This is a genomic window from Bradyrhizobium sp. 134, from assembly GCF_023074155.1.
Taxonomy (GTDB): Bacteria; Pseudomonadota; Alphaproteobacteria; order Rhizobiales; family Xanthobacteraceae; genus Bradyrhizobium.
Map to the genome: position 1 here is coordinate 1 of NZ_JADPKX010000006.1, position 19,261 is coordinate 19,261.

General features: G+C 64.2%; 20 protein-coding genes. 16 read left to right on the forward strand and 4 right to left on the reverse strand.

Translation table 11 applies throughout. The features are described from left to right. The 9 genes from IVA75_RS00775 to IVA75_RS00815 all read left to right on the forward strand — a co-directional run. Positions 1-112 (forward strand): hypothetical protein (locus IVA75_RS00775; RefSeq protein WP_247358623.1); only part of this gene is annotated, 112 nt, incomplete at its 5' end. Between the two features lie 184 nt (positions 113-296). After that, positions 297-1,301, forward strand: a complete 1,005-nt coding sequence (locus IVA75_RS00780; RefSeq protein ID WP_247287417.1) for a Gfo/Idh/MocA family oxidoreductase — start codon at positions 297-299, stop codon at positions 1,299-1,301. Positions 1,302-1,311: 10 nt separating this feature from the next. Next, a complete protein-coding gene (locus IVA75_RS00785; RefSeq protein ID WP_276577091.1) occupies positions 1,312-2,499 on the forward strand; it encodes a DegT/DnrJ/EryC1/StrS family aminotransferase in 1,188 nt (395 codons plus the stop codon). Positions 2,500-2,542: 43 nt separating this feature from the next. Next, the gene (murJ, locus tag IVA75_RS00790) at positions 2,543-4,069 is read left to right on the forward strand and encodes a murein biosynthesis integral membrane protein MurJ (protein ID WP_247287416.1); all 1,527 of its coding nucleotides are present in this window, start codon (positions 2,543-2,545) and stop codon (positions 4,067-4,069) included. Between the two features lie 163 nt (positions 4,070-4,232). Continuing rightward, positions 4,233-4,649, forward strand: coding sequence for an SRPBCC family protein (locus IVA75_RS00795; protein ID WP_247287415.1), 417 nt, complete (start codon positions 4,233-4,235; stop codon positions 4,647-4,649). A gap of 307 nt (positions 4,650-4,956) precedes the next feature. Beyond that, the gene (locus IVA75_RS00800) at positions 4,957-5,214 is read left to right on the forward strand and encodes a DUF1127 domain-containing protein (protein WP_247358383.1); all 258 of its coding nucleotides are present in this window, start codon (positions 4,957-4,959) and stop codon (positions 5,212-5,214) included. A gap of 277 nt (positions 5,215-5,491) precedes the next feature. Then, entirely contained in the window at positions 5,492-7,801 is a 2,310-nt protein-coding gene (locus IVA75_RS00805; RefSeq protein WP_247287414.1) for a xanthine dehydrogenase family protein molybdopterin-binding subunit, read from the forward strand. 121 nt (positions 7,802-7,922) lie between these two features. Further along, positions 7,923-8,369 carry a cytochrome c gene (locus tag IVA75_RS00810; RefSeq protein WP_007602016.1) on the forward strand — a complete coding sequence of 149 codons (447 nt, stop codon included), beginning with the start codon at positions 7,923-7,925 and terminating at the stop codon, positions 8,367-8,369. Between the two features lie 286 nt (positions 8,370-8,655). After that, a complete protein-coding gene (locus IVA75_RS00815; protein ID WP_247287413.1) occupies positions 8,656-9,951 on the forward strand; it encodes a cystathionine gamma-synthase family protein in 1,296 nt (431 codons plus the stop codon). Between the two features lie 77 nt (positions 9,952-10,028). Here the strand turns inward: IVA75_RS00815 and IVA75_RS00820 are convergent, their stop codons facing one another. Next, a complete protein-coding gene (locus IVA75_RS00820; protein WP_027566840.1) occupies positions 10,029-10,445 on the reverse strand; it encodes a CHRD domain-containing protein in 417 nt (138 codons plus the stop codon). 155 nt (positions 10,446-10,600) lie between these two features. Here IVA75_RS00820 and IVA75_RS00825 point away from each other — a divergent pair, with 155 nt between their 5' ends. Continuing rightward, on the forward strand, positions 10,601-11,530 hold the full coding sequence (locus IVA75_RS00825) for a cytochrome c (protein ID WP_247287412.1): 930 nt from the start codon (positions 10,601-10,603) through the stop codon (positions 11,528-11,530). A 24-nt stretch (positions 11,531-11,554) separates the two neighbouring features. On the opposite strand, the gene IVA75_RS00830 is transcribed toward IVA75_RS00825, so the two are convergent. Continuing rightward, positions 11,555-11,800 (reverse strand): Lrp/AsnC family transcriptional regulator, encoded by a 246-nt coding sequence (locus IVA75_RS00830; RefSeq protein WP_007602021.1) that lies wholly within the window; start codon positions 11,798-11,800, stop codon positions 11,555-11,557. A gap of 129 nt (positions 11,801-11,929) precedes the next feature. Here IVA75_RS00830 and thiD point away from each other — a divergent pair, with 129 nt between their 5' ends. The 4 genes from thiD (at position 11,930) to IVA75_RS00850 (ending at position 15,831) form a co-directional block, all read left to right on the forward strand. Then, entirely contained in the window at positions 11,930-12,730 is an 801-nt protein-coding gene (gene thiD, locus IVA75_RS00835; RefSeq protein WP_247287411.1) for a bifunctional hydroxymethylpyrimidine kinase/phosphomethylpyrimidine kinase, read from the forward strand. A gap of 184 nt (positions 12,731-12,914) precedes the next feature. Continuing rightward, entirely contained in the window at positions 12,915-13,727 is an 813-nt protein-coding gene (locus IVA75_RS00840; protein WP_247287409.1) for a UDP-2,3-diacylglucosamine diphosphatase, read from the forward strand. A gap of 13 nt (positions 13,728-13,740) precedes the next feature. After that, positions 13,741-14,784, forward strand: coding sequence for a glycosyltransferase family 1 protein (locus IVA75_RS00845; protein WP_247287408.1), 1,044 nt, complete (start codon positions 13,741-13,743; stop codon positions 14,782-14,784). 63 nt (positions 14,785-14,847) lie between these two features. Continuing rightward, positions 14,848-15,831, forward strand: a complete 984-nt coding sequence (locus IVA75_RS00850; protein WP_247287406.1) for a threonine/serine dehydratase — start codon at positions 14,848-14,850, stop codon at positions 15,829-15,831. 73 nt (positions 15,832-15,904) lie between these two features. On the opposite strand, the gene IVA75_RS00855 is transcribed toward IVA75_RS00850, so the two are convergent. After that, complete coding sequence (locus IVA75_RS00855; protein WP_247287404.1) at positions 15,905-17,725, reverse strand: caspase family protein; 1,821 nt, start codon at positions 17,723-17,725, stop codon at positions 15,905-15,907. Between the two features lie 163 nt (positions 17,726-17,888). Between IVA75_RS00855 and IVA75_RS00860 the strand changes: the two genes are divergently transcribed. Next, positions 17,889-18,332, forward strand: coding sequence for an RbsD/FucU domain-containing protein (locus tag IVA75_RS00860; RefSeq protein ID WP_247287402.1), 444 nt, complete (start codon positions 17,889-17,891; stop codon positions 18,330-18,332). A 30-nt stretch (positions 18,333-18,362) separates the two neighbouring features. Here the strand turns inward: IVA75_RS00860 and IVA75_RS00865 are convergent, their stop codons facing one another. Continuing rightward, positions 18,363-18,680 carry an antibiotic biosynthesis monooxygenase gene (locus tag IVA75_RS00865; RefSeq protein ID WP_247287401.1) on the reverse strand — a complete coding sequence of 106 codons (318 nt, stop codon included), beginning with the start codon at positions 18,678-18,680 and terminating at the stop codon, positions 18,363-18,365. 122 nt (positions 18,681-18,802) lie between these two features. Between IVA75_RS00865 and IVA75_RS00870 the strand changes: the two genes are divergently transcribed. Beyond that, entirely contained in the window at positions 18,803-19,162 is a 360-nt protein-coding gene (locus IVA75_RS00870; RefSeq protein WP_007612410.1) for a hypothetical protein, read from the forward strand. Positions 19,163-19,261: the final 99 nt, after the last annotated feature.

Here is a 19,261-nt window from a genome sequence, read left to right on the forward strand (position 1 = left end):
CCGGATGGAGAACCCCGGTAAAATCATGCTGGAGCTGATCGAGGTCCAGACTGGAAGCTATCTCGGGGAAGACGACATCATCCGGATTGAAGACGACTATCAAAGGTCGTAACCAGCACACTCCGAATCACGCGACCCGGGCCAAAAGAGTGGTCTCTTTCAGGGGCTTAAGGCCCGGGAAACGTGTAACTTTTTGAATCAAATCGTGTCCGGACCGCTAGCTCCCCATTCGCCACAAATGTGGCGTCCGTGCTAGAAGCGCCCCGGGGATTTGCGTTGAATCGGGGTTTGCTCAAATGAGTTCCACAGGATCGGCACCGGCAAAGGCCGGCTTGCGCGTCGGCGTCATTGGCGCCGGCGTGATGGGCAGCAACCACGCGCGCGTGCTCGCGGGTCTTCCCGGCGTCAACCTCGTCGGCGTCGTCGATCCTTCGCCGGCACATCGCACCCGGGCGATGGAGCTTGCCAATTGCGCGAGCTTCGAGACGCTCGACCAGCTGCTGGCGGAAGGCGTCGATGCCGTCACCATCGCGGCGCCGACCCATCTGCATCACGAGGTCTCGCTCGCCTGCATCGCCAAGAACATCCACGTGATGGTCGAGAAGCCGATTGCGTCCACGGTCGCGGAAGGCCGCGAGATCGTCACGGCGGCTCAAAAGGCCGGCGTGACGCTGATGGTCGGCCATGTCGAGCGCTTCAATCCGGCGGTCGCCGCCGTCAAGCAGGCGATCGCGGGCGAGGATATTCTGTCGATCGCGATCACGCGCGTCGGCCCGTTTCCGCCGCGCATGTCCAATGTCGGCGTCGTCATCGATCTCGCCGTGCACGACATCGATCTGATCCGCTGGTTCACCGAGTCCGACATCGTCGAGGTGCAGCCGCAATTGTCGAGTGCGGTCGCCGAGCGCGAGGACATCGCGCTCTTGCAGTTCCGCACCGCCAACGGCGTGCTCGCGCACATCAACACCAACTGGCTGACGCCGTTCAAGGCGCGTAGCGTCACGGTCGCGACCCGCGGCAAATACGTGATGGGCGATCTCTTGACGCGCCAGGTCACCGAATGTTTCGGCTTCAAGCCTGACGGCAGCTATTCGATGCGGCATCTTCCGGTCGGCCATGACGAGCCGCTCCGCGCCGAGCTGATCGCGTTCCTCAAGGCCGTGCGCAACGGCGAGACGCCGGCGGTCACCGGCGACGAAGGTGTCGCCAGCCTCGAGATCGCGACGCAGTGCCTGGAAACGCCGTCGCGGCCCGCGGCCACGTCGTCGGCCCGCAAGGGTCCGCGCCGCGTCGCCGGTTGATTCCTCATCCATGCCGACCACTCAAGAAGGCGCCAAGAACCAGGCCATGAACCAGCATCTGCGTTCCGAACCCATTCCCTTCATCGACGTCGCCTCGCAGCGCCGCCGGCTCGGCGACTCGCTCGATGCTGCCGTGAAGCGGGTTCTCGACCATTGTCAGTTCGTCAACGGCCCTGAAGTCGCCGAGCTCGAGAAGCAGCTTGCGGCATATTGCGGCGCCAAGCATGTGATCGGCTGCGCCAGCGGCACCGATGCGATCCTGATGGTGATGATGGCGAAGAATGTTGGGCCCGGCGACGCCGTGCTGTGTCCGTCCTTCACCTTCATCGCGACGGCTTCGCCGGTGGCGCGGACCGGCGCGACGCCGGTTTATGTCGACGTTGACGAAGCCACCTTCAACATGAGCCCGGAATCGCTAAAGCGCGGCATCGCGACCGCCCGCAAGGCCGGCCTCAAGCCGGTCGCGATCATTCCGGTCGATTTGTTCGGCCAGCCGGCCGATCACGATGCCATCGCCGAGATCGCCAAGGCTGAAGGCCTGTTCGTGCTCGACGACGCAGCGCAGGGTTTTGGCGCGAGCTACAAGGGCCGCAAGCTCGGCACGTTGGCACTCGCCACCGCGACCAGCTTCTTCCCCGCAAAACCGCTCGGCTGCTTCGGCGACGGCGGCGCGATCTTCACCGATGACGACGAGCTCGCGGCGACGCTGCGCAGCATCCGCGTGCACGGGCAGGGCGTGGACAAATACGACAACGTCCGCCTCGGCCTGACCGGCCGGCTCGATACCATGCAGGCCGCGATCCTGATCGAGAAGCTGAAGATCTTCGACGACGAGATCGCCGCCCGCAACAAGGTCGCCGAGCGCTACGCGCGCGGTCTCAGCAATGTGGTCACCGTGCCGCGCGTTGCTCCCGGCAACACCTCGGTCTGGGCGCAGTACACGATCCGCCTCCCTGAGGGCACCGACCGCGACGGCTTTGCCGCCGCGCTGAAGGCCCAGGGCGTGCCGACGGCGATCTATTACGGCAAGTCGATGCATCAGCAGACGGCCTACAAGCAGTACCCGGTGGCCGAGGGCGGCCTGCCGGGCTGCGAGAGCCTGTCGCAGGACGTCATCAGCCTGCCGATGCACGCCTACCTGACCGAAGCCGATCAGGAGCGAATCATCGCGGCCGTGCGCGGCGCGCTTTCAACCTGAATTCGCCGTTTTGCTGCGCGAGCTCTTCCTTTAGAAGGGAACGATGCTCGGACGTATCTTCACGGTTGGTGGTTACACGCTGCTCTCGCGGCTGACGGGATTTGCCCGCGACATCATGCTTGCGGCGATTCTCGGCGCCGGCCCCGTGGCCGACGCCTTTTTCGTGGCGCTGCGGCTGCCCAACCATTTCCGTGCGATCTTTGCCGAGGGCGCCTTCAACGCGGCCTGGGTGCCGGCCTATGCGCACGTCCATGGCGAGCGCGGGGAGGGGGCGGCAAGATTGTTCGCCGACCGCATCTTCACGCTGCTGCTGGCCTCGCAGGTGGTGCTGCTGATCGTCGCCTGGCTGTTCATGCCGCAAGCCATGAGCCTTCTGGCCCCCGGCTTTTCCGAGGACGCCGAGCAGCGCAAGCTCGCGATCGAGCTGACCCGGATCACCTTTCCCTATCTGCTGCTGATCACGCTGGTGACGCTCTATGGCGGCATGCTCAACGTGATGCAGCGCTTCGCGAGCGCCGCAGCCGCGTCGATCTTCCTCAACGTCTCGATGATGATGACGCTGGCGCTTGCCGCCTGGTTTCCCAGCGCGGGCCACGCCGCCGCCTGGGGCGTCCTGATCTCCGGCTTTTTGCAGTATTTCTTGCTCGCCGGCGATCTCGCCCGCCACGGCGGCCTGCCGCGCTTTGCGCCACTCAAGCTCGACGAAGACGTCCGCGCATTCTTTAGGGCACTCGGGCCTGCGACGCTGGGCTCGATGGGCACGCAGCTGGCGCTGTTTGCCGACACCATCATCGCGACCTTCCTGCCTGCGGGCGCGCTGTCGGCGCTGTATTACGCCGACCGCCTCAACCAGCTCCCGATCGGCGTGATCGGCATTGCCATCGGCACGGTGCTGCTGCCGGAGATGTCGCGGCGGATCACGGCCAACGACCATGACGGCGCGATGAAGGCTCAGCGCCGCGCCTTCGATTTCACGCTGTTGTTCTCGGTGCCGTTCGTCGCCGCCTTCCTCACTGTGCCCGACGCGATCATGCGCGCGCTGTTCGCTCGCGGTGCGTTCTCGAAAGCCGATGCCGCCGCCGCCGGCGCCACGCTCGCGGCCTATGCCATCGGCCTGATCCCCTTCGTGTTGATCCGCAGCGCGGTCGCGACCTTCTATGCGCGCAAGGACACGGCAACGCCGGTTCGCGCCTCCCTGACCGGCATCGCGGTCAACGTCGCGCTCAAGGTCGCCCTGATGGGATCGTTGGCCCAGATCGGGCTTGCGCTGGCCACTGCCGTCGGCGTGTGGACCAACCTGCTGCTGGTGCTGTTCTTCGCGGTGCGGCGAGGCTTTCTCGTGCTGGACCGCGCCTGGCTGTTGTCGCTCGCCAAATTCCTGCTGACCGGGATCATCCTGGCGGCAGCCTTCTGGCTCATCGCGCGCTTTGGCGGTCCTTCGTTGGGCGCGATGCCCTTCCGGGACGAATCGACGCTGCTTCTGCTGGCCGTCGGGGGCACGATCGTCTATGCGCTCGCCATCCTCGCCCTGTTCGGCCGCCGCTGGCTGGTCTCGCTGGTGCGGGGCTAGCTTTTTCATATTTTCAACGCATTGACGGCTCGACCTTGTCGGCATGGGCCAGTCTCGATCGTCCTTGGATCGACACATCTCGGAAGTGCGGCGGATGGACCCCGCACAATTGACGTGATGCCGTCACCTTGAGCCGGCAAAAATCGAACCAGGAGCACTGTTTATGAGGATCACCGTCGAAACCAACGTAGCAGCCCCGATCGATCAGGTCTGGCGCGCTTATACGACGCCGGCCGACATCATGAAGTGGAACGCCGCGTCCGACGACTGGCATACGACCAAGGCGACCGTCGACCTGCGAGAAGGCGGTGTCTTCTCATCGCGCATGGAGGCCAAGGACGGCAGCATGGGCTTTGACTTCGCCGGTACCTACACGAAAATCATCGAGCATAAGCGGATCGAATACGCGTTCGGCGAGCGAAAAGCCGAAGTCGAGTTTGTGCCCGGCCCAAAGGGCATTCTCGTCCGCGTGGTCTTCGATGGCGAATCGACGCATTCGGTCGAGCAGCAGCAAGGCGGTTGGCAGGCAATCCTCGACAACTTCGCACGATACGTAGAAGCGAAGCAGACGAAGTCCTGAGGGCGTGTGTAGGGGCAAGAAAGCGCCAGGATAAGGGACTCGCCTCCAGGATGCAGCGAACCTCTACACATCTCTTGATTTTGCGCGATTGCTGTGGTACTCGCAGCGCATGATCAAATCGTCGCGCAAACTCAACCGCAACCACATGACCCGCTTCGGCTGGGCCGTGGAAGGAGTCGTGCGCTAGGAATTCGACGACGACATCTTTTCACCAGGCCCCGCCGGCATCGGACGGGGCCTTTTGTTTGGCCACGCTTCCCTGCCGGCACAACAGCAGGAGCGTGCGATGCCACCTCAACAGACGAACATGACATCCGAGACCGAGAGGCTCCCTCTCGAACTTGCCTCGACGTGGAGCATCCCAGGCTTGCTCGCGCAATACTGGCGTGCGCTCCAGGACTGGCGCTGGCGGCAGGGCCCACAAATCGCCTTGCAGGACCTGAGTGACAGGGAGTTGATGGATATCGGCATAACGCGTGGCGAGGTCGACTACATCTCGCCGGAACGGGCTATCGATAGGCTGAGGGATCACGCCAGAGATCTATGGAGCCGCGGGGGAATGTAACTGATGAGCCATCCGAAGCGGAGATGCGCTTTGTGAACAAGCAGCCGTCGGCACGGCTGCTTGTTCTCAGGCGTGCACTGCGGGCGGGTTCGGCAACTATCATGCCATCAAACGGACCGATCCTCACAGCGAAATGACCGAGCTGCGGCGCTCCCGTTCCATCCTGCTCTGACAGGTGAGGGCGCTGGACGGTTTTCGCATGGCTAAACCCGTTTGCCTTGCCAGTTTTTCCACGGCAATATGCCGGCAAAACAACCATGAGAAACGGGACGAGAAAATGGCGGCTCCCATCAAGTTCGGCGTTGGCCAAAGCGTATTGCGCAAGGAGGATGACGCGCTCATCCGCGGCAAGGGCCGCTATACCGACGATTATGCGCCGCAGGCCGCGCTTCGCTGCCTGATGCTGCGCTCGCCGCATGCGCATGCCAAATACACCATCGATGCGAGCCGAGCCCGCACTCTTCCCGGCGTCGCGCTGATCCTGACCGCCGATGACGTTGGGGATCTCGGCAATCTGCCCTGCCTGTTCAATCTCGAGACCGATCCCTTCACCGGGCCGCCTTACCCGATCCTCGCCAAGGACGAGGTACGCCATGTCGGCGATTCCATCGCCTTCGTGGTCGCCGAGACCATCGACCAGGCCCGCGACGCGATCGAGGCGATCGAGGTCAAATGGAGCCCGCTGCCGGCGGTGACCGGCGTCGTCAACGCCGTGAAGAAGGGCGCAGCCTTGGTCTGGCCGGACAAGCCCGGCAACGTGCTGTTCGACGTCTCGATCGGTGACAAGAAAGCGACCGAAGCGGCCTTTGCCAAAGCGCATGCGGTGGCCGAGATCTCGATCGTCAATCCGCGCGTCGTGGCGAACTTCATGGAGACGCGCGCGGCGGTGTGCGAATACGACGCCAAGCGCGACCATCTGACGCTGACGGTCGGCAGCCAAGGCAGCCATCGCCTGCGCGACATCCTCTGCCAAAACGTGCTCAACATTCCGACCGACAAGATGCGGGTGATCTGCCCCGACGTCGGCGGCGGCTTCGGCACAAAGCTGTTTCCCTATCGGGAATACGCCCTCCTGGCGGTCGCCGCGCGAAAGCTGAAGAAGGCGGTGAAATGGGCGGCCGACCGCACCGAGCACTTTATGGGCGACGCGCAGGGCCGCGACAACGTCACCACCGCGAAGATGGCGCTGGCCGAGGACGGCAAGTTCCTCGCGATGGATTGCGACCTGATGGGCGACATGGGCGCCTATCTGTCGACCTTCGCGCCCTATATCCCGCATGGCGGCGCCGGCATGCTGCCGGGCCTCTACGACATCCAGGCGTTCCACTGCCGGGTGCGCACCATCTTCACCAACAGCGTGCCGGTCGATGCCTATCGCGGTGCCGGGCGGCCCGAAGCGGCTTACGTTATCGAACGTCTCGTGGACGCCTGCGCGCGAAAACTCAACATGACGGTGGATGCCATCCGCCGCAAGAATTTCATTCAGCCGAAAGCGCTGCCCTACAAGACCGCGACCGGCAAGGTTTACGATTCCGGCGACTTCGCCGCGCATCTGAAGCGCGCGATGGAGATCGCCGAGTGGAAAGAGTTTGGCAAGCGCGCCAAGGCGGCCAAGAAGAATGGCCTGATCCGCGGCATCGGACTTGCGAGCTATGTCGAGGTCTGCGGCACCATGGGCGAGGAGACCGCCAATGTGCGGATGGACCCCAATGGCGATATCACGGTCCTGATCGGGACCCAGTCGAGCGGGCAGGGCCACCAGACGGCCTATGCGCAGATCGTTGCCGAGCAGTTCGGCGTGGCGCCCGAGCGCGTGCACGTCCACCAGGGCGACACCGACATGATCGCCACGGGCCTCGGCACCGGCGGCTCGGCTTCGATCCCGTCGGGCGGTGTCAGCGTCGAGCGCGCGACCCGCGAACTCGGGCAGAAGCTGAAGGAAATCGCGGCCCAGGCGCTGGAAGCCAGCGCCGGCGACCTCGAGATCACCGACGGCATCGTGCGCATCGCCGGCACCGACCGTTCGATTTCGTTCGCCGATCTCGCCAAGCGACCCGGCGCGGATCCGTCGAAGCTCAATGCGAGCGCGACCTTTGCCAGCGCCGACGGCACCTATCCGAACGGCACCCATGTCGCGGAGGTCGAGATCGATCCGGCCACCGGCATCATCAAAATCGTCAACTACGTGATCGTCGACGATTTCGGCATGACGCTCAATCCGCTGCTGCTGGCTGGCCAGGTCCATGGCGGCGCCATGCAGGGCATCGGCCAGGCGTTGATGGAGCAGGTCGTCTATGGCGCGGGCGACGGCCAGCTCGTCACCGCGACCTTCATGGACTACGCGTTGCCGCGCGCGGCGGACGGGCCGGACTTCGTGTTCGAGACCGCCAACGTTCCCTGCAAGACCAATCCGCTGGGGGTGAAGGGCGCGGGCGAGGCCGGCGCGATCGGGTCCTGCCCGGCCGTCGTCAACGCCATCGTCGACGGGCTCTGGCGCGAGTACAAGATCGACCACATCGACATGCCGGCGACCCCGGAGCGGGTGTGGATCGCCGTCAACGAGCACCATCGCCGTCACAGCCTGTGACAATCTTCCACGGGAATGAAGTCTGCCGAGCGGTGTTGGCCCCATTGAGGGGTCAGCACGATCGTGCAGCACGGCGATCCTGCATCAAGGCAATCCTGCATCAAGGAAAGGGACTTTGCGAATGAAGCGAGTGTTGGTTGTTGGGGGCGCGCTCCTGCTAGGTATGGGCGCGGTTTGGGCACAACAGGACTCCGTCAAGGAGGTCCAGACCCTGATGAAGGGCAATGGCAAGAACGCCGGCGCAGTGGCAGCGATGGTCAAGGGCGAGAAGCCCTACGACCAGGCCACGGTGGACAGCGCGCTGGCGCAGTTCGAGGATACCGCCAAGAAGCTGCCGAACCTGTTTCCGGCGAGCGCCAAGGGCATGAAGCCCGAGGGCGACTACAGCGCCTCGCCGAAGGTGTGGGAGGACAAGGCCGGCTTCGATGCCAAGGTCGCGAGCTTCGCCAAGGTCGTCGGCGAGGCCAAGGGCAAGATCAAGGATTTGGACTCGCTCAAGGCGAATTTCCCCGCGGTCGGCAAGGAATGCGGCGGCTGCCACGAGACGTTTCGCGTGAAGAACGGTTGACGGAAGAAAAAGATTCGTAGCCCGGATTGCGCTGCGCTCCATCCGGGCTACTGGGAATCGGGAAAAAGCGGTTGCGACAGCAGCCGCTTTTTTCATGTTGGCGCGCAGCACTGGAAATTCTGTCTGCAAGGCCTGACGGATCGCTGCCGGAGCAGCTATCTTGGCTCCAGCCGCCGCGGCATTGGCGTGAGCTTTTGACGCCGACGCATCTCGCTCCTGACCGCGTTGCGACATCAGGAGTTCCAACCCGCGGCGAGCAGCTCAATCAGCAACAGCGAGACAAGCCATGGTCAAACCGTTCCCGTCGAAGACGCACATCGGCAACCATATGCTGCATCCGGAAACGCTGATGCTGACCTATGGCTATGATCCGCAATTGTCGGAAGGCGCCGTCAAGCCTCCGGTGTTCCTGACCTCGACCTTCGTGTTCAAGACGGCCGAGGACGGGCAGGACTTCTTCGATTTCGTCTCCGGCCGGCGCGAGCCGCCGGAAGGGATGGGCGCGGGCCTGGTCTATTCGCGCTTCAATCACCCCAACAGCGAAATCGTCGAGGACAGGCTCGCGATCTACGAGCGCACCGAGAGCTGCGCGCTGTTCTCGTCCGGCATGGCGGCCATCGCAACCACGATCCTGGCGTTCGTCCGCCCCGGCGATGTCATTCTGCACTCCCAGCCGCTTTATGGCGGCACGGAAACGCTGCTGACGAATACGCTTGCGCGTCTGTCGATCGGCGCCGTCGGCTTCGCCGATGGCGTTGACGAAGCCGTGGTCAGCCAGGCCGCGGAGGAGGCCATGCGCAAGGGCCGCGTTTCGATGATCCTGATCGAAACCCCGGCCAACCCGACCAACGGGCTGGTGGACATCGCGATGATGCGCCGTGTCGCCGACACCATCGGAAAGACCCAAGGCCACGTTCCGATCATCGCCTGCGACAATACCCTGCTCGGGCCGGTGTTTCAGCGGCCGATCGAGCACGGCGCCGATATTTCCCTGTACTCGCTCACGAAATATGTCGGCGGTCATTCAGACCTGATCGCGGGCGCCGCGCTCGGCGCGAAGGCGGTCGTGAAAGGCATCAAGGCGCTGCGGGGCGCCATCGGCACTCAGCTCGATCCGCATTCCTGCTGGATGATCAACCGGTCGCTCGAGACGCTGAGCCTGCGCATGGAAAAGGCCGATGCGAATGCGCGCCTCGTGGCGGACTATCTGCGCGATCATCCCAAAGTGGCCAAGGTGCACTATCTCGGTCATCACGAGGCGGCGTCGCCGGACGGACTTGTGTTTGCGCGGCAATGCACAGGGGCGGGATCCACGTTCTCGTTCGACATCGTCGGCGGCAAGGCTGCCGCCATGAAATTCCTCAACGCGCTGCAGATCCTCAAGCTGGCGGTGAGCCTCGGTGGAACGGAGTCGCTTGCGAGCCTGCCTGCCACCATGACCCACTCCGGCGTTCCCGCCGACATCCGCCGCAAGATCGGCGTGCTCGATTCCACGATCCGGCTGTCGATCGGCATCGAACACCCGTCGGACCTGATCGCCGACCTCGCGCAGGCGCTGAACGCGGCCGAACCTGAGGTGTGACGCCCGCGCCGGCGCTACGGGAATCGAAAAGGGCGGCTGCGATGGCAGCCGCCCTTTTTTGCTGGTCTGTGCGAAGTTTACTTCGTCACCTGACCGCGGATCTCGCCGCCCGGATTGGCCGCGGTGTGGATGTTGACGTAGAGCTTGCCGCCGAGCAGATCGGCGGCCTGCGCGTCGGTCAATGTCGCCGAGCCCTCGACCGGGCTGGACGTCGCATTGGGAATCGCGACCGCGACACCGGCGTTCTTGCCGGCCTCGGCGGGTCCGTGGAAATGCGCGGCGGTGGCGGGGCCGGACAGGCCGGAATAGGTGACCTTCCAGGACAGCTTCTTGCTGGCGGCGTCGTAATCCAGATCGGCCGTTCCAGTGCCGCTGCTGGTCGTTGCGGGGACCTCGGACTTGGCGTCGAGCGTTGCTTTCAGCTTTTCGGCGCTGGCCGAACCCGCAAAAGCAACGGCGCCAAGCACTGACATGGCAATGACGATCTTGTTCATGATTTTTCTCCCTGCTGAACCCGTTTGGGCCGCCAAACTTCCAACAGCCGGCATTTCAGTTTATTCCCGTTCCAGGCCGCGGTGGGCTAAATTCTTCGTGGCTGGAGCCGCGAGGGCATCGGTCATAAGCTTCGCCGCGACGACGAAAGGACCGCATGTTGCGACGAACAACCTCCGTGGCGCTGCTCGCCGCACTCGCCGGAGCCGGCGTTTATTGGTGGCTCAGCGCGCCGGTGGTGGCGGCCGCTGGCACCGCGCCCGCCCGCGCCCCTGATCTTGCCAATGGCCAGGTGATATTTAAAGCCGGCGGCTGCGCCTCATGCCATGCCGTCCCCGACCAGCCCGATCGTCTCAGGCTCGGCGGCGGCGTTGCGATCAAGTCGCCGTTCGGAACGTTCTATGCGCCGAACATCTCGTCCGACCCGACCGACGGCATCGGCAAATGGAGCGAGGCCGAATTCGTCAATGCTGTGATGCACGGGGTCTCGCCGGACGGCCGGCATTATTTTCCGGCCTTTCCCTACACGTCCTATCAGCACGCCAGGCGCGAGGACGTGCTCGATCTCTTTGCGTACCTGAAAACGCTGCCGGCCGTTGCAGGCAAGGTGCGCGACCACGACGTGCGCTTTCCGTTCAATATCCGCCGCAACGTCGGCATCTGGAAATTCTTATTTCTGGACGGCAAGCCCTTCGTCGCCGACGGCGCGAAGTCGCCGCAGTGGAATCGCGGCGCCTATCTCGTCAGCAGCTTTGGCCATTGCGCGGAGTGCCACAGCCCACGCAACGCGCTTGGCGGCATCATCGCCGGACAACGCTTCGCGGGAGGCCCCAATCCGGAAGGCGAGGGATGGGTGCCCAACATCACCCAGAAGGGCCTCGGCGAGTGGAGCGCGAAGGATATTGCCTATTTCCTGAAGACCGGCGAATTGCCCGACGGCGACAGCGTCGGGGGCGCGATGACGCGGGTGATCAAGAACACCTCGCAATTGCCGGACGACGATCTCGCGGCGATGGCGGACTATCTCAAATCGCTGCCGCCGGTGGACGGTCCGCGGCGCCCCAAGCGCAAGGAGGGCGGCGCCTGATCAGGGCCGCCGTTTTCTCGACGGTCAACTCGCGCCAAACGCCTTGAAGGTGATGATGGTGAGGGTGTCCTGGATGCCGGGCAGCACCTGCACCTTCTCGTTGACGAAGTGGCCGATATCGGTGTCGTTGTCGACGTAGAACTTCACCAGCAGGTCGTATTGACCGGCCGTGGAATAGATCTCGGAGGCGATCTCGGCTTCGGCAAGCGCATTGGCGACTACATAGGATTGGCCGAGCTTGCATTTGATCTGGACGAAAAAGGGAACCATCGCGGTCTCTCCGAAAGCATATCTGGCGGCTAATAGGCCAAACCCGGCCGGATTTAGCAAGCGAACTTGCTGGGCCGAGGGAGGCGCGCTAGGACGGTCCATGGCTTCGAAAACGCTGAAGATCGCCCCATGACAACGCCCGTCGCGCTGACCATTGCCGGCTCCGATTCGAGCGGCGGCGCCGGCATCCAGGCCGACCTGAAGACCTTTGCCGCGCTGGGGGTTTTTGGCGCGTCCGCCATCACGGCGCTGACCGCGCAGAACACCCGCGGCGTCACCGGCATTCACGCGGTGCCCGCCGAATTCGTCACCGCGCAGATCGATGCGGTGTTTTCCGATCTCGAGGTCGGCGCGGTCAAGATCGGCATGGTGGCGCAAGCCGCCAGCATCGATGCGATCGCGGCCGCGCTGTCGCGCTGGGCGCCCCGGCATATCGTGCTCGATCCCGTGATGGTGGCGACATCGGGTGATCGCCTGCTCGCCTCCGAAGCCGTCGACGCCCTGCGCATCAAGCTGATGCCGCTGGCCTCGGTGATCACACCCAATCTGCCCGAGGCCGCGGCTCTGCTCGGCGAACCGGTCGCGGCCAGCGAGGCCGAAATCGAGAGCCAGGGGCGCCGGCTGCTGGCGCTCGGCTGCAGGGCGGTCCTGATCAAGGGCGGGCACGGCGAGGGCGCCGAGAGCATCGACTATCTAGTCGATGCCAGCACCACGATCGCGCTGGCCGCGCCGCGCGTTGCCACTCGCAACACCCATGGCACCGGCTGCTCGCTGTCCTCGGCGGTCGCCGCCGGGCTCGCCAGGGGCGAGGATCTCGAGCGCGCCGTGCGCAAAGCCAAGGCCTGGATCAGCGCGGCGATCGCGGCCGCCGATCGCTTCAGCGTCGGCCACGGCCACGGCCCGATCCATCATTTCCACAAATTCTACTGACGCCGGTCGCGAGCGCGCCGCAGCTCCGGGTTCTTGCGGAGGCCGCTGCGACGCCATGTCGCCTGATTGTCGCATGCGACTGATATTCGCGGGGTGGGCGAGGCAAGCGCGATTCGGTTCCGAAGGTGCCTCAAAGGTTCAATTGGTCATCCCCCTGTCACGGGACATTGTTACAGGCTGGCGCATGGGAAGTTACGATGTGAGTGACGAGAGCCCGGAGCGGCGCTTTCGCACGTTGTTCATCTCCGACGTTCATCTCGGAGCCCGCGGTTCTCAAGCCGACCTTCTGCTCGATTTCCTGCGTTTCCATGATGCCGACACGATCTATCTCGTCGGCGATATCGTCGACGGCTGGGCGCTGAAATCGAGCTGGCATTGGCCGCAATCGCATAACGATCTCGTCCAGAAGCTTTTGCGCAAGGCGCGCAAGGGCGCCAAGGTGATCTACATCCCCGGCAATCACGACGAGTTCCTGCGCAACTATTACGGCACGCATTTCGGCGGCATCGACGTGGTCGAGAACACCGTCCACACCGGCGCGGACGGCAAGCGCTATCTCGTCATCCACGGCGACATCTTCGACCTCGTGGTGCAGAACGCCCGCTGGCTCGCTCATCTCGGCGACAAGGCCTACGACTTCGCGATCCAGCTCAATCGCTTCGTCAACTTCTTCCGGCGCATGTTCAAGGTGCCCTATTGGTCGCTGTCGCAATGGGCCAAGCAGAAGGTCAAGAACGCCGTCAACTATATCGGCGCATTCGAGCAGGCGCTCGCCGCCGAGGCGCGGCGCCACGACGCCGACGGCGTGATCTGCGGCCACATCCATTACGCGGTGATCCGCGACGAGGGCGGCATCCGCTACATGAATTGCGGCGACTGGGTCGAGAGCTGCACGGCGCTGGTCGAGCACGATGACGGCCGTTTCGAGATCATCACCTGGGCGGACCAGGCCGAGAAGCCGGCGCAGGTCCCGCAGGTTGCAGCCAGAGCTGCATGACAAAGGCAGCCTGATGCGCATCCTGGTCGCGACCGACGCCTGGCACCCGCAAGTCAACGGTGTGGTTCGGACGCTGACCAAACTTGCTGACGGTGCCAAAAGCCTCGACGTCGAATTCTCGTACCTGACACCGCAATCGTTCCGCACCTTTGCGATGCCGAGCTATCGGGACGTGCGGCTGGCCATGCCGCGGCCGGGCAGAATCGCGAAGCTGATCGAAGAGGCGCAGGCGGACAGCATCCACATCGCGACGGAGGGGCCGATCGGCCTCATGGTCCGCCGCTATTGCCGCCAGCGCAAGCTGCCCTTCACGACCAGCTTCCACACCCGCTTTCCCGAATATGTCCGCGCTCGCGTGCCGGTGCCGGGCTCGCTGATCTGGCGGGCGCTGCGCCGATTCCACAGCCCCAGCCGCGCCGTGATGGCGGCAACGCCGGCGCTCGCCAGCGAGCTGACCGAGCGCGGCTTCGACAATGTCGTGCTGTGGCCTCGCGGCGTCGACACCCATTTGTTCCATCCCCGTGCGATTGATCTCTGCCTGCCGGCGCCGGTGTTCCTCTCGGTGGGCCGGGTCGCGGTGGAGAAGAATCTCGAGGCCTTCCTCGACCTCGACCTGCCCGGCACCAAGGTGATCGTCGGCGATGGTCCGGCGCGTGTCGCGCTGGAGGAGGCCCATCCGGACGCGATCTTCCTCGGCGAAAAGCACGGCGAGGAACTGGCGGACATTTACGCTGCCGCCGATGTCTTCGTGTTTCCGAGCAAAACCGACACCTTCGGCCTGGTCCTGCTCGAAGCGCTGGCGAGCGGCCTGCCGGTCGCGGCGCTTCCGGTGAAGGGGCCCCGCGACGTGATCGGCGATGCGCCGGTCGGCGCGCTCGATCACGATCTGCGCAGCGCCTGCTTCGCCGCGCTGGACATCTCCCGGCAGGACTGTGTCGAATTCGCCGCCAACTACACCTGGGAGGCCTCGGCCCGGGCCTTTATCGACAGCATTTTGGCGGTCGGCGCGGTGCTGCCGGGCCGGAACGGGGCGGAGCCGGCGCGATTCGTCGCCTGAGAGCCCAGAATGCTCGCGCGGAGATGCCTTGCCCGCGCCTCCTCCGCCGCGATAACATCAGGCATGACAGAACAGCTCCTCCCGATCGGCCCTGCCGATATCGATGCCGCAGCGCGCGTGATCGCACCCTTCGCCGTCCGTACGCCGCTGTTGTCCTTTCCCGTGCTCAACGAACGCGTCGGCGCAAAGGTCTATCTCAAGCCGGAGATGCTTCAGCGCACCGGCTCGTTCAAGTTCCGCGGCGCCTTCAACAAGGTCGCCTCGATCCCGCAGCACAAGCGCGCCGGCGGCGTGGTGGCGTTCTCCTCCGGCAATCACGCCCAGGGCGTGGCGGCGGCGGCCAAGATCCTCGACATGCAGGCGACCATCGTGATGCCCGCGGATGCGCCGTTGTCGAAGCGCGAGCGCACCAAATCCTACGGTGCCGAGGTCGTGCTGTACGACCGCGACCGCGACGACCGCGAGGCGATCTCGCGCGGCATCGCCGAGAAGCGCGGCGCAACGCTGGTCAGGCCCTATGACGATCCCTTCGTGATCGCCGGCCAAGGCACCGCCGGCCGCGAGATCGCCGAGGACATGGCGGCACTTGGTCTCGCCCCTGACATCGTGGTGGCGCCGGCCTCCGGCGGTGGTCTGATCGCGGGCGTCGCGACGGCCGTGAAGGCGCGCTATCCGCTGGCGCAAATCGTCGTCGCCGAACCCGAGGCTTTCGACGATCACGGCCTGTCGCTGACCGCAGGTCATCGCGAGCCGCACGGGCCGGCAGGCCGCACTATCTGCGATGCGCTGATGGCCCTGATCCCCGGCGAGATGACGTTCGCGATCAACAGCAAGCTGCTCGCGCGCGGCGTGACCGCCTCGGACAAGGAAGTCGGCGCGGCCGTCGCGTTTGCCTATCGCGAGCTGAAGCTCGTGGTGGAGCCGGGCGGAGCGGTCGGCCTGGCCGCGCTGCTTGCGGGGCGACTCGAAGTTGCCGGCAAGAACGTCGTCATCGTGCTCTCCGGCGGCAATGTCGACGCCGATCTGTTTGCCGAGCTGGTGGCCTGATAATCCAATCTTCTGACATGAAGAAGGGCAGAGCGTCACCGCTCTGCCCTTTATCGTGTGTGGCCGACCGCGATCAGTGCATGAAGCCGCGGTGGTTGTTGCCGCCGTTACCGCCCGGGCTCTGGTTCATCGACTGCCGGAAGTTGTTGCTGCCGCTATTATTGACGATCCGGTTGGTCGTGTTGAACTGCGGGCGGGTGTTGTTCTGCACCTGCACCTTGTTCACGGGGTTGTTGTTGATCTTCGCGCCGTTGTCGATGCGGATCGGGTTGTTCTGCGTCTGAACCTTGACGGGCTTCGTATCGATGCTCGTGCCACCCTTGCCGACATTCACCGGCATGCTCACGATCTTGCCAGGAGTGCCATTGGTCGTGCCATTGGTCGTGCCATTGGTCGTGCCGTTAGCAGTACCGTTCGGCGTCTTGTTGGTCGCAGGCAGCGTCACGATCTTGCCGACGCCGCCATTGTTGTTGGTGGTGTTGGTCGGCGCGGGCAGGGTCACGATCTTGCCCGGGGTCTGCGACGGCGTGCCGTTCGGCTGGTTGTTGCCCGCCGGCAGGTTGACGATCTGGCCGCCATTGCCGAGCTTGCCGATGCCGTTGTTGTCGCCCGACTTCTGCACGATCGACAAATTGCCGTTCACTTGCGCGCCGCCATTACCCTGCTGCAGCGGCATGTATTTGGGCTGGCCGAGATTGCCGATCTTGACGGTCGGGGCGATATTCTGCGGCGCCAGGAACTTGGTCGCCTGCATCAAGGGGATCTGTTTCGGCTGCATCTGGAGCTTCAGCGCGACCTGCGCATAGGGCGTATTGCCGTAGCTGTCGTAGAAGTTCTTGTAGGCGACCGGCGAGTTCGCGAGCACCGTCTTGTGCCAGGCCTGCGTGAGCAGCAGGTTGTTGAGCAGCCAGCGGACGTGATCGCACAGCGGGTCGTGCGGATACATCGTGATGAACTCCTGATAGTACTCCGGGCGGGCTTCGGACACCACGTAGTCATAGGCCTGGCGGGTCGAGCGGCTCGGCAGGTTGGAGGCCATCTGCACCACAGGCGCATTCACCGGCGCGCGGTTGGCGGCAACGGCGGTGTCGCCGAAGAAGGTGAAGTCGGACGTCAGCGACGAGCTCTCCCACGGGATCTGCGCGCCGCTGGTGGTCTGGTTCACTTCGAGGCGCACGCGCTTGAACAGCTGCTCGATTGGCACATTGGGCTCGCGCGCGACGTTCAGGAAGGCCTGCGTGTAGGGGCTGTGGCCGCCGGTGCCATCCTGCGCTTCCGCGCCCGGCGCAGTCGAGTAACCGACGATCGAACCGTTCGGGGCATCGACGATGGCCAAACCACGGCCGGCATCATTCACGTTCGGGAACGGGTTGTTGCGGCAGGCATCGAGAATGACGATGCGCATGCGGCTCGGGATCGTCTCCAGCGTCGACATCACGTCGACCAGACGGACGGAGTTGTTGACGAGCTCGGTCTGGCTCGAGACCTTGGCGTCGACGGGAACGAGGTAATTCTCGCCGGCGAGCTGCACGCCGTGACCGGCGTAGTAGACCATCGCCACCGTGTTCGGACCGCGCGCCGACACTTTGGCGGAGAAGTCCTGCACCACGCGAAGCATGTCGTTCTGGGTCAGGTCGGTCGCGGCGACCACTTCGAACCCGGCCGAATTCAGGAATTTCGCCATGGACTCCGCGTCATTGTCGGGGTTGGCGAGCTGCGGCGCGTTCTGGTAGTTCGAATTGCCGATCACCAGCGCCACGCGCTGTTCCGGGCCTTGCAGCGCGGTGGGGGCCGGCTCGACCGGAGCGACTTGCGCGGAAACAGGGCCGCAGGCGAAGCCGAACAGGCTTCCCAGCAGGCTGGCCGTCATCAGGAAAGGTTTTAGGCGGAACATGGCGTGCTCCTTTGGCACTGATCTCGATACGAGATTGGTTGCCCGGGAGCTTGGCCGCGTTCGAGTTTGAGGTCCGTGATCGCCATCACCATGGTAGGCTGCGTGATCTGAATCACGCTTGGAACCCGCCGGGGTGGGTGCACGATGGGAGGACAGTCGTCACATGCTGAAATCGATCGATCCGATCCTCACGCCCGACCTGCTCTGGCTGCTGGCTTCGATGGGCCATGGCGACGACCTCGTTTTCGTCGATGCCAATCACCCGGCGGCACGCATCGCGCAGAGCACGCACTCGCGGCGCCTGATCCAGTTGCCGGGCATGAGCATGGAGACCGCGATCCGCGCCATCATGTCGGTCTATCCGCTCGACGATTTCGATCCCGATCCGGTGCGCGTGATGATGCCGGTCGACGATCCCGATCGCGTCCCCGACGTGCAGCGCGCGGTGCTCGCCGAGATCGAACGCGCCGCCGGCCGGCCGGTCACGCCCGGAAAACTCTCCCGGCCGGATTTTTATCGCGCGGCGGCGGCGAGCTTTGGCGTCGTGCAGGTCGGCGACAGCAGCAGTTACGGATGCTTCCTGATCAGGAAGGGTGTGATCAGCTAGAAGCGCACGATCGAACGATGCGAGACTGCGTCACGCGTGCTCGAACGGTCCGACCTCGCGGATCACCTTGCAGATTTGCAGGAAGCCGCTGGCGTAGAACTCGGCATGTCCCCGCTTCATCGTCTCGACATGTTCGGGGTGGGTGCGCCAGGCTTCGAGCGCTTCCTCCGAGGCAAAACGGAACACGGTGAGCTCCTCGCCGTCGTCGGCTTTGAACGACTTGACCGACAGAAAGCCGGGAAGACGGCTGACGATGTCGTACATGCGCTCGCCGAGTCGGTCGTGTTCGCCGACAGAGGCGCCGTCACGCAATTGCAGATCGCCAATGACAATCACTTCACCAATCATGTTTCCTTGACCCTCGGTGATGGATTTCCGTTCTCGATCTCTTCGGTTTCGGGATGGGCTTTGTTACATCGCCCACCCGAATTTGAATGGCCTGCCGGCATCCGACTGTTTATGGTCGGTCCATGTCGCGCCTTATGTGTCTATCTGTCGCTATTGTCCTGTCGCTGCTGCCGGCTGTCGCGCCGGCTGCTTCGATCCAAAAGCGTCCCAAGCAAGCCTGGCATGGCTATGGCTTCCTGCCCGGCTATCGCCAGCCGCTGAGCAACAGCATTCCGCTCTACAAGCAGAAGGAAGCGATGCGGCGGATGTCGCCTAGCGACCGGCGCCATTGGTACATCGATCCGGTCCCGCAATATTACGGCTGGGATGGTGAGTGGCGCTATTTCGGCCGGCCCGGCTTCGGCGGCGGCCGCTACAATGGCGGCAGTTTTGGGCCATGCTGGACGCGGACGCCGATCGGTGCGGTGTGGAATTGCGGATGATGGGCTGAGCCTCCGTCATTGCGAGCGTAGCGAAGCAATCCAGAGTGCCTCCGCGGACAAATTCTGGATTGCTTCGCTGCGCTCGCAATGACGTCGAGG